Here is a 15,554-nt window from a genome sequence, read left to right as displayed (position 1 = left end):
GGTCACTGTTCGGCCGCCGGCAGCAGCCTGGCTCCCGGACCGCGCCGGGCGGTGAGCACCGAGCATCCGGGCGCTGCGGCCAGCAGGGTCTCGGCGACCCGGGGCGCGGCCTCGGGGTGGCAGAGCACCTTGACGTTCGGTCCGGCGTCCATGGTCGCGTAGGCCGCCACGCCCTCCTTGCGGAGCTGGAGGACGCCGTCGAGTACGGACACGGTGGCCGGCGACAGGTAGCGTACGGCCGGCCGCGCGGCCAGCATGGTCGCGTGCATGCCGAGGGCGTTGCGCTCCGCGATCTCCCCCACCGCTTCGAGGTCGCCGCGGAGCAGCGCGGCCCGCATGTCGATCAGGTCGCCCTTGCTCGACGTCGCCCAGGCCTGGTAGAGCGGCGAGGTCTCGACGGTCCGCCGCATGGCCGCGCGGCTGGACACGGCCTTGGGGCCGGCGTTGACCAGAGCGACCACCAGGGCGGGGTCGAAGTCCGGGAGGGGCACCGGCTCGGCAAAGGAGCTGAGGTCCGCGGCCTCGCCGACGCCCTGGCCCGCGTGGCACACCGCGAAGCCGCCGAAGATCGACCGGGAGGCCGACGCGGACCCGCGCCGGGCGAGGCGGGAGAGCGCGGTGGGATCGAGATCCAGCCCGTACGCGGCGGTGGCGGCGACGGCCAGGGCGGCGAAACCACTCGCCGACGATGCCAGCCCCGCCCCGGTGGGGACGGCGTTGCGGGTGTCGACGGCGGCCCTTTCGCTGCGCCCGGCCAACTCCCGTACCAGGTCCAGGAAGACGACGACGCGCTCCCGCGGTTCACCCTCCGCGGGCTTTCCGTCGAGGAGGACGCTGTCGGTCCGCGCCTCCGGGTCGAGCCGGACGGTGGTGTTCGTCGGGAAGACGTCCAGGGTCATCGACAGGCTGTCGACGTAGGGGATGATGAGCCGCTCGTCGCGCTTGCCCCAGTACTTGATGAGCGCGATGTTCGGATGGGCGACGGCGGTCGACCCGTGGTCGAGAAGACTCGCCTGAGGTCCCGTCGGTCCCAACTTGTGGTCAATCAGCATGGTTTGCAAACCTTCCCATCGGGACTACCCAGGTACGGACGGCGCCGGCTTCGTGGAGGCTCCGCACGGTCGCCTCTGCCTGGCGCGGCTCTGCGGCCAGCGCGATCACGCAGCCTCCGAGCCCGCCGCCGCTGATCTTGGCGCCGAGGCTGCCGGCCGCGAGCGCGGCGTCGACGAGGCCGTCGATCCGGTCCGTACTGAGCCCCACCTCGTGGAGCAGCTTGTGGTTTTCTGTCATTCGCGCGCCGAAGTCGCTCGCCCGGCCGCGAGCGAGGTCGCGTACGGCGGCGCGGGTCAGCCGTGACACTCCGAGGATGAAGTCGGCCTGCGTCTCAGCGCTGCGCTCGAACTTCCGCCACAGGAGCTCGACCGCTTCCTTGGTGCTGCCGCTGACCCCGCTGTCCGCGATGACGAACACCCCGTCGAAGCCGTAGGGCCTGCCGTCATCGGCGTGGCCCTCGGTCCGGACGTGGGAATGCGCGGGGGTGTGCCCCATGGGAACGGGCAGTTCCCGGGCAGTGCCGGCACGGAAGAGGAGAGGGGACGCAGCGCCGGTGGCGAGCGCGTCGATACCGCTCGCCCGGCCGTGCGCCACCTTCTCCGAGGCCTGCACGAGATCGAACACGTCGCGGGCGTCGAGCCGGCGGTCGAAGAGGTCCGCGAAGGCCATCACGGCCGCCCGCGCGCAGGCGGCGCTGGAGCCGAGCCCGCGGCCCTGCGGGATCGCACAGTCGATGATCACGTCCACACACACGTGGCCGCTGACGCCCGTCCTCGCCTTGAAGTCCGGGAGCAGGCGCCGCAGGCCGTCCGCGGCGATCGGTGTCACCGTCCCGGGCCCCGGACCGGCCAGCGCGAAGGAGACCCTGTCCGCGCCTCGGTCGGAACACCGCACTCGCCTGGCGGTCGCGGTCACCGGCAATTCGGGGACCGGAATGGCCAGGGCGGGCGCACCGTAAACGACGGCGTGCTCGCCGAGCAGAATTGCTTTCCCGTGGGCGCGCCCGAAGCCGATCCGGTCGCCTTCTACGTCCTGATCGAGCGCGGAGACGGCATGGCCGGCGAAAACGTGCGAATTCGTCATTGCCATCATCGAGCCCGCTGTGTCGCTTTGACCGCCATCGCGGCGAGCTGGTCCTTTGCGGGGGCGGTGGCGCTGCTGGCTTCCAGTACGCCCATGGCCCGTTCGGTACGGTGCGCGATCTGCCGCTCTATGCGGTCCACGGCACCGACATTGACGAATATGTCCCGAAGGGCGTCGATCTCATAGTCGGCGAGCTCGGTGCCGATCTTCGCCCTGATGAACTTCGCCGCGTCCGGATCGGATTCGTCCGCTTCTTTGAGCGCGGTGGCGAGCAGAACCGTCCGCTTGCCCTCCCGAAGGTCGTCGCCCGAGGGCTTGCCCGTCACCGTCGGGTCGCCGAACACGCCCAGCAGGTCGTCCCTGAGCTGGAACGCGATACCGATGTCCGCCCCGAAGGCACCGTAGGCGGCGACGAGGTCCGCACCCGCACCGGCGATGGCGGCACCGAACTGCAGCGGGCGCTCCACCGTGTAGGAGGCCGTCTTGTACTGGTTGACGCGCAGCGCCGAGTCGACGCTCTCGTCGTCGCTCGCCTGGTTGATCACGTCGAGCAGTTGGCCGTACAGGACCTCGGAGCGCACCGCGGACCACACGGGTCCGATCCGCGTCTGCGCCTCCGCGGGCAGGCCGGATGCGCGGACCATGACGTCGGCCCAGGTCTGGGCCAGGTCGCCGACCAGGATGGCGCTGCCGGTACCGAAGGCGCCGGGGTCGCCGGAGAAGCCCCGCATCCGGTGCCGCTCGGCCAGGGCCACGTGCGCGGCGGGACGGCCGCGGCGGGTGTCGGACGCATCGATGATGTCGTCGTGTATCAGGGCCGACGCGTGCAGCAGTTCGAGCCCCGCGCAGGCGGTCAGCACCGCTGTGGCGCCCGGATCGTGCCGGTCGCCGCCGGCCCCGATCCAGCCCAGCCAGGCGAAGACCGGCCGGACGCGCTTGCCGCCCCGCAGAACGTAGTTCTCCAGCTCGGCGACCACTGCCGCGAAGTCCTCGCCCAGGGCGTCGGCTTCGGCTCGGCGCTGGCCGAAGAAGTCACTGATCACTGCGTCGATGGCAGTCGTATCCGTGGCTGCCCCGAGATAACTGACGGTCATGCTCTCATCTCCCGCTCGAGGGGGTGGCGTTCGCTCTCATATTCAATCTCGAAATCACATGAATTCACTGAGATCACATCACTCGAGTCCGGGCTGCCAGCCCTTTCCGAATACACATCGGCCTCGCCGATTTCTGCAGAAGCCCATCCATGCCCCTAAGCCACCCCACACGTAATCAGCATGGTTCGATATTAGCCACCGCATGTCGGGCTGCCCACTACTCACGCGAGTAGTTCCAACCGGTAGGGGCCGCACGCGTACGACCGGGGCCCACCTAAGCGAGTGAGACATTCCGCGTCCGCGAAATGCGAGGGCATAACGTGTCACGATGAGCCGCCTGCTCGGATGATCGTCAGGGCAACTCGGGGGTAGTCATGAATCCATTGATAGGGCGTGAACGCGTGCTGTCGACGCTGGGCCGCCATGTGGACGCCGTCTCACAGGGCTCCGGCGGCTGCGTCATCGTCGAGGGCCCCTTCGGCATGGGAAAGACCCGCCTGTTGAAGTCCGCCGCCCTGGAAGGGGTGGAACGAGGCCTGACCGTGGTCGCCGGGCAGACCAACGGAACCGATCGTCCGGTTCCCCTCCACGTGCTGATCACCCTGTTGCGGCACGTCATGCCCGATGGGGCCGACTTCGACGACCTGGTCCGCCCGGGCAGGAATCCGTTCTGGTTGATGGACCGGGTCGGCGAGTTGGTCGAGAACGCGGCACACAGGCATCCCCTCGTGATCGTTCTGGACGATGCTCAGCTCATCGACGATGCCAGCGGCCTCGCCCTGCGCGGGCTCGTGCAGTCGCTCGCCTCCTCACCGGTGCTGTGGCTCCTCGCACGCCGGCCGGTGCCCGCCCGGCCGCTCGCCCAGCACGCCCTCGACTGGGTGATCGACCACGCCGCCGTACGGCTTTCCCTGAGCCCGCTGGACGATGGATCGGTAGCCGAACTGGCCACCGGCATCCTCGGCGCCACACCGGACGAGTCCGTGCTCGGCTGGACGGATCGCTGCGGTGGCAACCCCTGGCTGGTGGAGAACCTGCTCAAGGCGCTCCTCCAGGCCGGCCAGGTGGTCATCGTCGACGGCACGGCTTCGGCGGTGGCCGAGCGTCTGCCCGAAACCCTCTTCCCCGCCATCGGCCGCCTGTTGGGCGAGATGCCCCCCGCGGTCCGGCGGCTGGTCGTGTCCGGCAGCAGGACGGGTCGTCCGTTCACGGCCGAGGAGGCAGCGGCGTCGCTCGGCGAGCCGGCCTCCGAGGTGTCCTCGAGCATCGACTGGGCCGTGAACGTGGGCCTGATGCGACGTGAAGGCACGGGGCTGGCGTTCCGCCACGCGGTGATCGAGGAAGCGCTTCAGCAGCCCGCGTTCCAGGGGCAGGACGAGCCACCGGCTTCCGGGTCGACTGGCGGGAGTCCTCAGACGCGGCCCGCGGGCCCCCCTTCACCTGCTCCGAACGCGCATCAGGCCGGGGCCCGCACGCAGGACGCCGCGGCCGGACGACCCGGCGCGGTCGCACCGGTCGTCACCCCGTCGGTCTCCCCCGGGGCGGCACCTCCGGCGCAAGAGCCCGGATGCGGTTGTGACGGCATGGCGGCCCGGGCCGTGTCGGCTCTGGGAGACGTGTTCGGCGAAGTACCGCGCAAGCTGGCGGGAGCCCTGCGGCTGCTCGCCGTAGCCGGGAAGGGAGCCGAGGCCGTGCGCCTCGCGGACGCCGCCCTGCGCCCCGGTGTCGAGGCGGCGGCCGAGTCGCACCTGGTGCTCGAATTGAGCCAGGGGCTGCGGGACACCGGACTCCGGGGCATGTCGGACGAGATCATTCGGCGGACGCTGGCACGGCAGGACCTCGATGAGCAGGTTCGCACCGAACTGCACGGGGCACTCTCGGAGTCGCTCCGCACGGAGCGCCCGATCGGCAGGCACGAGACCGTGACGGCTTCGTGGCGTACCCGCTCTGCCGGGCTCGCGCCGTCGGTCTTCCCCCAGCGGCGAGCGGGGTCCGGCAACGGCGCGGGGTCCACCGCGCGGAGCCACTCCGCTTGGGGTCCGCAGCCGGCGACGACCCCCACGTACTGCGGCGCCTGCGAACGCCCGCTGTGGACATGGCTGGTCCGCGCTCTCGGCGCGGCCGATCGGCCCGACGAGGCAACGGCGGTCCTCGACACCGTCAGACAAGAGGCGGAAAGGTCCGGCGCGGCCTGGCCGGAGTCCCTGTGGTACGGCCATCACGCCGAACTCCTGGCAGCGGCGGGCCGGCTCGAGGAAGCACGGGGCGAGGCCGAGGCCTCGCTCCGGGTGGCGGACCGGTCGTCCCCGCAGGACTGCGTACCGGCGCGCCTCGTGCTGGCCCGGCTGAGCATGCATCGCGGCGATCTCGCCACCGCCAGCGAGCAGTTGCGCCTGGCCGAACGGCTGGTGACAGATGACCGGGAAGCCGACAAGGGGCGTCTGGACTGGGCTCTCGCACAGTTCCACGCAGCCAGTGGGCGTCCGGCGATGATGGTCCAGACACTGATCAACATCGAGGGACAGGTGGCCCCCGACCCGCTGCTCTTCGCCGAGGCCCGGACGGCGGCGGCCATGCTCGTACGCCTGGCCGAGCCGGCCGGGCTGGGTACGGAGGCCGAGCAGGCGGCCGCGTTCGCCCGGCGCCTCGCCACGCGCAACCCGACCGTGCAGTCCCTGGCGGGCGGAGCCGAACACGCCGAAGGCGTCCTGCGCAAGGACATGGTCGCCCTGCACCGCGCCGTGGAGCTCTTCCGGCACGCCGCCCTCCCGCTGGCAGCGGGCAGTGCGCTCGAGGACGCGGCAGAGCTCGAACAGGGCATGGGGAACAAGACCCGGACCGTTCGGCTCCTCGAGTCCGCCATGGACGTGTACCTGGAATGCGCTGCTCAGCGGGACACCGCACGCGTACAGAAGAAGCTGCGCCGTCTCGGCGTGCACGACGTGCGCGCCGTGGGCGCCGACCGGCCCAAGTCGGGGTGGGAGAGCCTGACGAGTGCGGAGCTGCGCGTCGTACGGGCGATCGTCGACGGCAGGACCAACAGGGAGGCGGCGAGCGTGCTGTTCCTGTCACCCCACACCGTCGACAGCCACCTCCGGCGCGTGTTCTCGAAGCTCAACATCAACAGTCGCGTGGAGCTGACCAAGCACTTCATCGTGCACGGCCTCGCACCCGCCATGGCCACGCCCCACCGGCCCGGGTCGGCCGGCTGATCCCGTCCGACGGCCCACACAGCTCTAGCCAACCGCCCACCCTCACCACGGGAGTCACCATCCGATCCATCGGAATCCTCGGTACCGGCGCATACCTGCCCCCGACCGAAGTCTCCAACGAGGAGATAGCCGAACGGGCCGGCGTCACGGACGAATGGATCGTCCGCAAGACCGGCATCCGAAGCCGCCGCCGGGCGGATCCCGGCCAGGCCACGTCCGACCTCGCCGCGGCGGCCGCCGTCCGGGCCCTCGAACAGGCGGGTGTCGGCCCCGAGGAGCTCGCCTACGTCATCGTCGCCACGTCCACCCCCGACCACCCGCAGCCGTCCACGGCGAGCATCGTCCAGCACCGGCTCGGGGCGGTGAACGCGGCGGCCTTCGACCTCAATGCGGTGTGCAGCGGCTTCGTGTACGCGCTGACGGTCGCCGAGCGGATGCTGTGCGCCGAGCCGGGCGAGCGCTACGGGCTGGTCATCGGCGCGGACATCTACTCCCGGATCCTCGACTACTCCGACCGCCGGACGGCCATTCTTTTCGGCGACGGCGCCGGGGCCGTCGTCCTCGGCCCGGCCCCGAACGACCGGGGCGTGTTCGCCACTTCGCTGCTCACCCGGGGCGACCAGCACGAGCTGATCAGCGTGCCGGCCGGCGGCAGCCGGATCCCGGCCACCGCGCAGGCGCTGGACGAGGGCCTGCAGTACTTCCGGATGGACGGCCGACGGGTCCGCGAGTTCGTGCAGGACAACCTGCCCGGGGCCGTCGCGGAGCTGCTCGCCGGGGCGGGGCTGGCCCCGCAGGAGGTCCGCCACGTCGTCGCCCACCAGGCGAACGCGGTGATGCTCCAGGAGATCTGGCCCTCGCTCGGGCTGCCCGGGGCCAGCTTCCACCTGGCTCTGGAGTCGTACGGCAACACCGGCGCGGCCTCGGTACCCATCACCCTCGACCTCGCCCACCGCGAGGGTGCTTTCGCCGACGGGGACGTGGTCCTGCTCACCGGTTTCGGCGGGGGCATGTCGGTGGGTTCGGCCCTGACCCGCTGGCTGCCCACCCGGCACGCCGGGCCGCCCCGGAGCGCGGTGTACGCCGAGGCCCCCGTGCAGTCGAGGTGAGACACCGTGTCCCGCCCGACCGTCCGAGGGCCCGTGATCTATGCGCCTTCGATCGAGTAGATGGCAGCTCTACTCGAATAGCTCGCGGCTCCGCGTGCCAGTTCGACGCGGGTGTTGATGTCCAACTTCCTATAGATCTTCCGGAGGTGATAGTTCACCGTGTGTGCCGACAGGTGAACCCGTTTGGCGATCTGCTGGTTGGTCATCCCCGCGCTCACGAGATACGCGATGCGTCGCTCCATGTCGGAAAGACCCGACCAGCAGGCGGCATTCAGCGGTGACACCGCTTCCTCCGCCTTCACCTGCGAGGGGTCCGAAGGAACCCAGGCCGCGTTCTGCCTGCGGATCGGGGATTTCGCACCGTAGATCTTGGCGAGCTCCTCCGTCGCCAGGGCGACCGAGATCGGGTCCGGCGACTGCGCGATGATGCGCGACAGTCCGGCCGGATCACCGTTCACCAAGGCGTTCGCGTGCAGGGCGCTGAGGCTGAGAACGGAAATGCCGGGGTTGTCGCCCGCGAGGCCGTCGACTGTTTCGAGAACACTGCGCTTGAGGTCGGTGTCACCCACGTCCAGCGCCAGGCGGACCAGGAACGCGGCGGCGGCCGGATCCTCGATGTACAGGCTCCGCTGCGTCGGCAGGTGGCCGTACGTGTCGGAGAACAGCTCGACAGCCGCCCGGGGGCCTTCCCTTTTCACCGCGATACGCACTTCGGTCCAGGCGTACTGCGGAGAGTAGAGGGCCGCCTGATCGGTCTCGAACTCGCTCTTCACCCGCTTCAGGTACTCGGTCGCCGCGGGCAGGTCCCCCATGTAGAGGAAGACGGTGCTGAGCACCGAGTACACGAGGGGCCGGAGTATGGGAACCGCGTCCCGGCCGACCGCGGCGGCCGCCAGCTCCGCCTGGTGGCGAGCGTCTCCGAATCGTCCGGCCTGGAGGAACAGCCGGGCCCGCATCGCGGCGGGCGCGGCGGCCCAGACAGGCGTACCCAGTTCGTGCAGGCCGGCTTCCGCCTCGTCGATCAGCGACTCGGCCTTGTCGAACTCGCGCAGGTTCGCGAGCTTTCCGGCGAGCGCGAGCCGGAAGTGCAGGCGCCAGACGGGATCCACACCGTCGCTGTACCGCACCGCGGCACGCCCCAGGCTGAGCCCTTCACCCAGCTCGCCGGCACGCCAGCGGGCATTGGAGAGCGCCGTCAGCGCCATCAGCGCGGCCACGTCACCCGGGCCGAACTCCTGCTCCCTCAAGATCCTCGCGGAGCGCTTCTCCGCCTCTTCCATGCCGAGCAGGGAGTACCCCAGGATCACGGACGCTTCCGCATCGAGCCGGGCGGAAGCCGAACTCGTCGAGCTGGAGAGAACGCGCTCCGCCGCGCGTATTCCAGCCGTCACCTTCCCGTCCATGATCAGGCCGTGGGACTTCGAATACGCCTCGCCGGATTCGACCGCCATCTCTTCGATGGGGTCGGCCGGACGTTCGGCCATCCACAGCGGGGCCCCGGTCACCCAGAACTGCTGGTCATGCGAGTCTGCGCGCCTCCTGGAGCGGCCCATCGCCTCACGCTGCAACGCACCGCGTGCGGGAGCAGGGATCGACTCGATGACTCCCGTCAGGAGTAAATCGCTCTGGAATACGAGTTGGTGTTCCGCCGCACGGACGAAACCCGAGGAGATCGCCTCGTCCAAGGACGAAAGCAGGCTGGCCGAGGACTTGTCCAGCATTCTGGAAACGTCCTCCAGCATGAAGGACCTCCCCAGGACCGCGGCAACCTTGAGGAATCGCTGGCAGTCCATGCTGAGCTCGCCGAGGAGACGTTTTACGAACGTCACCACACGGCCCGGGACCCGCTGTTCCGTCAGTCGGAAGATACCGTTGGATTCCTTTACCAGCCCTTCCTCCACGAACCCGATGGCACATTCGGCAAGCAACCGTGAATTCCCGTTGGCATCGGCCGTGAAGTCGAGCAGGCCCTGGTCCGGCTCACCTCCGAGAATGTCTCGCAGGATCTTTTTGTCGGCAATACTCCCGTTCAGTCGATCCGAGGCCTGGCGCTGGGCGACCATCGCACCGCCAACCATGGCTTTTAGACTATGACTCTCCATTAGCAATTTCGTTGCCATACCCCGGCTTACCCCCGTATATAGTCCGGCGTGCCACAACCCTGCACACTCATTGCATTCAGTTGTTTACCGAGCGTCCTAGAAGGATCTGTTGGCATTGTCGGCAAAGGAGGCCCCACCGTGCTATGGCGACCTTACCGAGCCCTTACGGCCAGCATAAGGGCGATGACATCACCATGGTCCATGCTTGACTTGGTGCCCAGTTGATAGACCCCCTGCATTACTTTTGGCAGATCCGAATCCATGACATATGTAATGGGCTGTCCACCTGGGCCGCTACCGGAGGGGCCCGGCCGGCGGGCGCGGACCGGCAGCGAGGACGCCCGCGGCGGAGCGCGCGAGGCGGCCGCCCACACAGAAAAGTGCGGGGAACCCCGTCCAGGGGTTCCCCGCACTTCCCCCGGGGGGAGGCGTGTCAGACCTTGAGCTCTTCCTCGGCGACCCCGGGCTGCGGTGCCGGGGTCGTCTTCGGCGTCTTGCGTCCGGGCATCCACCAGTTGGCGTTGCCGCACAGTTCCATCACCGCGGGGACCAGGATCATCCGGATGACGGTCGCATCGATGAACACGGCGACCGCCATGCCCAGACCGATCTGCTTGATCGCGACGTCGGAGCCGAGCAGCGAGGTCGTGAAGACGGCGACCATGATCGCGGCTGCCGCCGTGATGACCTTGGCGGTGCGCGCCAGACCCTGAGTGACGGCGGTCCGGGTATCGCCGGTGCGCTCGAACTCCTCACGGACCCGCGAGATCAGGAAGACCTCGTAGTCCATCGACAGGCCGAACAGGAGCGGGAACATCATCATCGGAACCCAGGTCGTGACCGACATCTCGGTCGGGAACCCGAGGGCCGAGCCGAGCCATCCCCACTGCACGACCGCGACCAGCACGCCGTAGGCGGCGCCGATCGACAGCAGGTTCATCACGGCGGCCTGCAGCGCGATCGTGACCGACCGGACGAGCGCGACCAGCAGGATCAGGGACATCAGGATGACGATCGCGACCATCCAGGGCAGGCGGCTGCTCGTCTCCTCGGAGAAGTCGATCGCGCCCGCGTTCGGGCCGCCGATGTGGACCTTCGCGCCGGCGGCCGCCTGGGGCAGCACGTCGTCGCGGAGCTCGTGCACCAGGTCGGCGGTCGCCGGATCCTGGAATCCGGTCGTGGGGAAGGCCATGAACGTGGCGGCCTTCTGGTCCTTGCTGACCCGCGGCTCCGTGACGTGGGCGATGCCCTCGGTCTTCCTGACCGCTTCGATCACGGGGCTCAGGTCAGCGCCCTGTGAGCCGACCTCGGTGGCGAAGATCAGGGGTGCGCCGTAGCCGGGGCCGAAGCCCTCGGAGACGATCTCGTACGAGGTGTAGCTGCTCCTGTCACGGGGCTGGACACTCGCGTCGGGCAGGCTCAGCTTCATCGACAGCGCGGGGAGGGCCAGCACCAGCAGGCCCGCTCCGGCCAGTACCGCGGCGAGCAGCGGCTTCTTCTGCACCGCGCCGGCCCAGCGCTCGGCGGGGGTGCGCCGCTGCGGGGTGGGGGCACCGTCGGTCCGCTGCCCGCGGGGCGTGCGGCGCGGCAGGCGGAGCGAGTTGATCTTGTATCCGGTGAAGCCGAGGAACGCGGGCAGCAGGGTCAGCGCGGCGATCATCGTCACGAGCACGGTCAGCGACGCGCCGATGGCCACACCGGTCATCAGCCGCTGGCCCATGGCGATCAGGCCCAGCAGTGCGATCACCACGGTCGTGCCGGCGAACAGCACCGCGTGGCCGGCCGTGGTGATGGCCGTGACCGTGGCGGTCTCGGGGTCGTCGCCCGCCTCCAGGCCCTCGCGGTAGCGCGTCACGATGAACAGCGCGTAGTCGATGCCGACGCCGAGCCCGATCAGGGCGGCGACGAGCACGGTGAAGTCCGGCGAGGGGACGATGTGTCCGACGATCTTGATCAGGGCGATGCCGCCGAGGATCGCCATCAGCGCGGTCACGATCGGCAGCCCCATCGCCACCAGTGACCCGAAGGCGATGAACAGGATCACCGCGGCCGCCAGGACGCCCACGCTCTCGGCCGGACCCTGCGGGGGCGTCTCGGCCTTCTCCGCCTTGTCTCCGCCCAGACCCAGCGTCACGCCGTCACCGGAGGCGTCCTTGACCAGCATGACCAGGGGCTTGACGTCGGTCTTCTTCACGTCCTGGTCGGTGAGCGGGATGGTCGTACGGGCGATGCGGCGATCGTCCGTCACCAGCTTCTCGTCCTGGTACGGCGAGGTCACCGGTCCCGTGAAGGGCGAGGCGTCCAGGTCGGCGACGAGCTTCTCGATCTTCTGCCGGGTCGCGGGGTCGTCGATTCCCTTCTCCGCCTTGATCGCGAGCGTCAGCGTGTCCCCCTGCTGCTCGGGGAAGTGCTTCTCGATCAGGGACTGGGCCTGGGCGGACCCCGAGTCACCGCCGGTGAAGTCGTTGTCCGGGTCCGCGCCGAAACCGAAGCCGACGAACGCCAGGGCGATCACACCGACGATCCAGGCAGAAAGGACCAGGCGGCGGCTCCGGTAGCAGAACCGGGCTAGCGCCGCCAGAGCTCCATCCGTGCGGGGAGTCTCGGTTGGCATGATCTCTCCTAGAGTCGTTGAGCGTTGACCCCATGCTTGCCGTCGGATTCCCCTGCGTCGATGTGCGTATGCAGGCACTATGCCGCCGCCGCTACCGCGGTTGGCGTACTCCCCCCGTGGTACTGGGCAGTTCTTCCGGACCGTCACATGCCCTGCGGGAGCCGCTCGGTGGCCCCGGGATCCCCACCCCTCGGAGAACTCAGCCCGCCAGGGCCAGGGTCAGGGGGAGCACCTGGTCGGCTCCGCTCTGGCGCAGGAGGCGGGCGCCCACGGCCAGGGTCCAGCCCGAGTCGGCGTAGTCGTCGACGAGCAGGACGGGTCCCGGGGTGGCGGCCAGGGCGGCGGCGAGTTCGTCGGGGACGGCGAACGAGGCGGCCAGGGCGCGGAGCCGCTGGGCGGAGTTGCTGCGGTGTGCGCCGTACTCGCCCGCCTGCGCGGTGTAGGCGAGGCTCCCCAGCAGCGGGAGCCGCCCGACCCGGGCCAGGCCCTCGGCGAGCGAGCCCACCAGCTGGGGGCGCGAGCGGGAGGGCATGGCCACGATCCCCACGGGCCGGGCCGCCGAGCCGCCGGCCCACCCACCCGGCGAACGGGCCCAGTCGGCCACCACCGTCACCACGGCCGCCAGGACGTCGTCCGGAACGGGCCCGTCCGCGGCCTGCTCCGCCAGGAGCGGGCGCAGGCGGTTGCCCCAGCCGATGTCCGACAGCCGCCCGAGCGCCCGCCCGGTGGCCGCCTGCTGCCCGACGGGGATGCGGCCCTTGAGGTCGACGCCGACCGCGGGCATGCCCGAGGGCCACATGCGGCGGGGCTCGATCTCGACACCGGGGCGGTCGAGCTCACCGGTCGCCGTGTCGAGGGCCCCGCTGGACACGGCGGGGTCGAGCCAGGGCCCGGCGCAGGAGTCGCAGCGGCCGCACGGGGTCGCCTGCTCGTCGTCGAGCTGGCGCTGCAGGAACTCCATGCGGCACCCCGTGGTCGCCACGTAGTCCCGCATGGCCTGCTGCTCGGCCTGCCGCTGCCGGGCCACCCACTCGTAGCGCTGCGCGTCGTACGCCCACGGCTGTCCGGTGGAGGTCCAGCCACCCTTCACGCGCTTGACCGCCCCGTCCACGTCCAGGACCTTGAGCATCGTCTCCAGCCGCGAACGCCGAAGGTCCACCAAGGGCTCCAGCGCCGGCAGCGACAACGGCCGCCCGGCCTGCTCCAGTACGTCCAGGGTCCGCCGGACCTGCTCCTCGGGCGGGAATCCCACCGAAGCGAAGTACGCCCAGATCGCCTCGTCCTCCCGCCCCGGCAGCAGCAGCACGTCGGCGTGGTCCACGCCGCGCCCCGCACGGCCCACCTGCTGGTAGTAGGCGATCGGGGACGAGGGAGAGCCCAGGTGCACCACGAACCCCAGGTCCGGCTTGTCGAAGCCCATCCCCAGCGCGGAGGTCGCCACCAGCGCCTTCACCCGGTTCGCGAGCAGATCCTCCTCGGCCTGCAGCCGGTCGGCGTTCTCCGTCTTCCCCGTGTAGGAAGCCACCGGATACCCGCGCTGCCGCAGGAACGCCGCGACTTCCTCCGCGGCCGCCACCGTCAGCGTGTAGATGATCCCCGAGCCCGGCAGGTCCCCCAGCCGCTCCCCCAGCCACGCCAGCCGGTGCGCCGCGTTCGGCAGCTCCAGTACGCCCAGCCGCAGGCTCTCCCGGTCCAGCGCGCCGCGCAGGACCAGGGCGCCCCCGCCGCCCGTGCCCAGCTGCTCGGCCACATCGGCCGTGACCCGTGCGTTGGCCGTCGCGGTGGTGGCGAGCACGGGCACGCCGGGTGCGAGCTCGGCGAGCATGGTGCGCAGCCGGCGGTAGTCGGGGCGGAAGTCATGGCCCCAGTCGGAGATGCAGTGTGCTTCGTCGACCACGAGCAGGCCGGTCGTGGCCGCGAGCTTGGGCAGCACCTGCTCGCGGAAATCCACCGAGTTGAGGCGCTCCGGACTCACGAGGAGAACGTCGGTCTCGCCCCGCTCGACCTCCCCGTAGATCGTCTCCCACTCCTCCGGGTTGGCCGAGTTGATCGTCCGCGCCTGGATCCCGGCCCGCGCCGCGGCGTCGACCTGGTTGCGCATCAGCGCGAGGAGCGGCGAGATGATCACCGTCGGGCCCGCGCCGCGACGGCGCAGCAGGGCCGTCGCCACGAAGTACACCGCCGACTTGCCCCACCCCGTGCGCTGCACCACCAGCGCCCGCCGTCGCTCCTCCACCAGGGCCGACACCGCCTGCCACTGGTCCTCCCGCAGGCGCGCCGAACCCCCGGGGGCACCGACCAGCTCAGCGAGGATGGCATCGGCTTCAGCGCGGAGCTCCAGGTTGTCCATGCCCCCATGCAACCCGATGGCTAGGACAATCGGCCAATTCACCCAGCGTGACGTACGGCCCACGAGCCGTCCGTCTCGGCGCGCGACCGCTGCGGGGGACGGGCGCCGAGGGGGTGCTTCTCCCGGGGCCGGCGCTCCGGACTGGACCGAAGGAGTCATCTTCGGCGTGCCGGGGCAAGGATATGAACGGCATACCGGCGAATTCCGGTCGGCGGCTCCAATTGCTCGTTGCCGCATGCTCACGCGCCACGCGAGAATTGTGTTGCTCCCGCTCGGCTCGACGGCGCTCTCCTGAGCCGCGCCGTGGCGCGCCCGCACTCCAGCTGTGCCCGTTCGCGGGCGTGTACCCGAAGGGAGGACCGTGACCTTCGGATTCGCCCCGCCCTCGACCACGTCCCTGAGAACGACCACCGGCGGCGCCAGCCGGCACGGCCGACTGCTGGAACCCTCCGAGTGGACGGCGTCGGGTGTCCCGCTCCTGCGCAATCCGCGCGAGGTCGTCAGTGGACTGCACTCACGGCACAGCCCCGTCCCGTCCACGGCGGTGATCGCCGTGCTCGGGCCCGAGGAGCGGCTCGTGGCCAGCGCCTCCTTCGTGCAGCGGTCCACCGCGGCCGACGGCTGGGAGTACCGCAACGCCCTGCTGTCCCGGCTGCGCCGGGTCCTTCCTCACGACCTGCGGCGACGGACCCCGGTACGGACCGCCGTGCTGCTGTTCTGCCGCGACGGCGACGAGCGCTGGACCGAGGAGGACGGCGCCTGGATGTGGGGGCTGCGGGACGCCTGCACCCTGCACGGGCTGCGCTGCGGCGCGTACATCACGCTGACCCGGGGCGGCTGGCAGGTGCTGGGCGAGGGCCGCGGCGGGCGGAGCCCCAGCTCGGACTCCCGGCCCGAGCGCCTCGGCGATGCGCCGTCCGAGTTCGCCCCGCTCGCC

General features: G+C 70.4%; 9 protein-coding genes. 3 read left to right on the top strand and 6 right to left on the bottom strand.

Annotation, left to right across the window (positions count from 1 at the left end; all coding sequences use genetic code 11):
- Positions 1 to 2: 2 nt before the first annotated feature.
- The 3 genes from mvaD to ABZY57_RS14875 are packed head-to-tail and all read right to left on the bottom strand — an operon-like array spanning position 3 to position 3,230.
- A complete protein-coding gene (gene mvaD, locus ABZY57_RS14885) occupies positions 3 to 1,052 on the bottom strand; it encodes a diphosphomevalonate/mevalonate 3,5-bisphosphate decarboxylase family protein (protein ID WP_356511812.1) in 1,050 nt (349 codons plus the stop codon).
- Positions 1,042 to 2,136: a mevalonate kinase gene (mvk, locus tag ABZY57_RS14880; RefSeq protein WP_356511810.1), complete on the bottom strand. Its 1,095-nt coding sequence runs from the start codon at positions 2,134 to 2,136 to the stop codon at positions 1,042 to 1,044. The genes mvaD and mvk overlap by 11 nt, the downstream gene beginning before the upstream one ends.
- Before the next feature lie 5 nt (positions 2,137 to 2,141).
- Entirely contained in the window at positions 2,142 to 3,230 is a 1,089-nt protein-coding gene (locus ABZY57_RS14875; RefSeq protein WP_356511808.1) for a polyprenyl synthetase family protein, read from the bottom strand.
- 374 nt (positions 3,231 to 3,604) lie between these two features.
- Here ABZY57_RS14875 and ABZY57_RS14870 point away from each other — a divergent pair, with 374 nt between their 5' ends.
- Both ABZY57_RS14870 and ABZY57_RS14865 read left to right on the top strand, forming a co-directional pair.
- On the top strand, positions 3,605 to 6,442 hold the full coding sequence (locus ABZY57_RS14870; RefSeq protein WP_356511806.1) for an AAA family ATPase: 2,838 nt from the start codon (positions 3,605 to 3,607) through the stop codon (positions 6,440 to 6,442).
- The gene (locus tag ABZY57_RS14865) at positions 6,439 to 7,551 is read left to right on the top strand and encodes a ketoacyl-ACP synthase III (protein WP_356511872.1); all 1,113 of its coding nucleotides are present in this window, start codon (positions 6,439 to 6,441) and stop codon (positions 7,549 to 7,551) included. Before ABZY57_RS14870 ends, ABZY57_RS14865 begins: the two co-directional genes overlap by 4 nt.
- 38 nt (positions 7,552 to 7,589) lie before the next feature.
- Here the strand turns inward: ABZY57_RS14865 and ABZY57_RS14860 are convergent, their stop codons facing one another.
- From ABZY57_RS14860 to ABZY57_RS14850, 3 genes are all read right to left on the bottom strand, one after another.
- Positions 7,590 to 9,629 (bottom strand): LuxR C-terminal-related transcriptional regulator, encoded by a 2,040-nt coding sequence (locus ABZY57_RS14860; protein ID WP_356511804.1) that lies wholly within the window; start codon positions 9,627 to 9,629, stop codon positions 7,590 to 7,592.
- Positions 9,630 to 10,086: 457 nt separating this feature from the next.
- Positions 10,087 to 12,267: an MMPL family transporter gene (locus ABZY57_RS14855; RefSeq protein ID WP_356511803.1), complete on the bottom strand. Its 2,181-nt coding sequence runs from the start codon at positions 12,265 to 12,267 to the stop codon at positions 10,087 to 10,089.
- Between the two features lie 199 nt (positions 12,268 to 12,466).
- Positions 12,467 to 14,617, bottom strand: coding sequence for a RecQ family ATP-dependent DNA helicase (locus tag ABZY57_RS14850; RefSeq protein ID WP_356511801.1), 2,151 nt, complete (start codon positions 14,615 to 14,617; stop codon positions 12,467 to 12,469).
- A 361-nt stretch (positions 14,618 to 14,978) separates the two neighbouring features.
- On the opposite strand from ABZY57_RS14850, the gene ABZY57_RS14845 reads away from it, so the two are divergent.
- Positions 14,979 to 15,554 (top strand): hypothetical protein (locus ABZY57_RS14845; RefSeq protein ID WP_356511799.1); only part of this gene is annotated, 576 nt, incomplete at its 3' end.

The organism is Streptomyces sp. NPDC006450, from assembly GCF_040612195.1.
Classification (GTDB): Bacteria; Actinomycetota; Actinomycetes; order Streptomycetales; family Streptomycetaceae; genus Streptomyces.
Note: the sequence above shows the minus strand (reverse complement) of the source record. Positions and strands in the feature narration are given on the sequence as shown.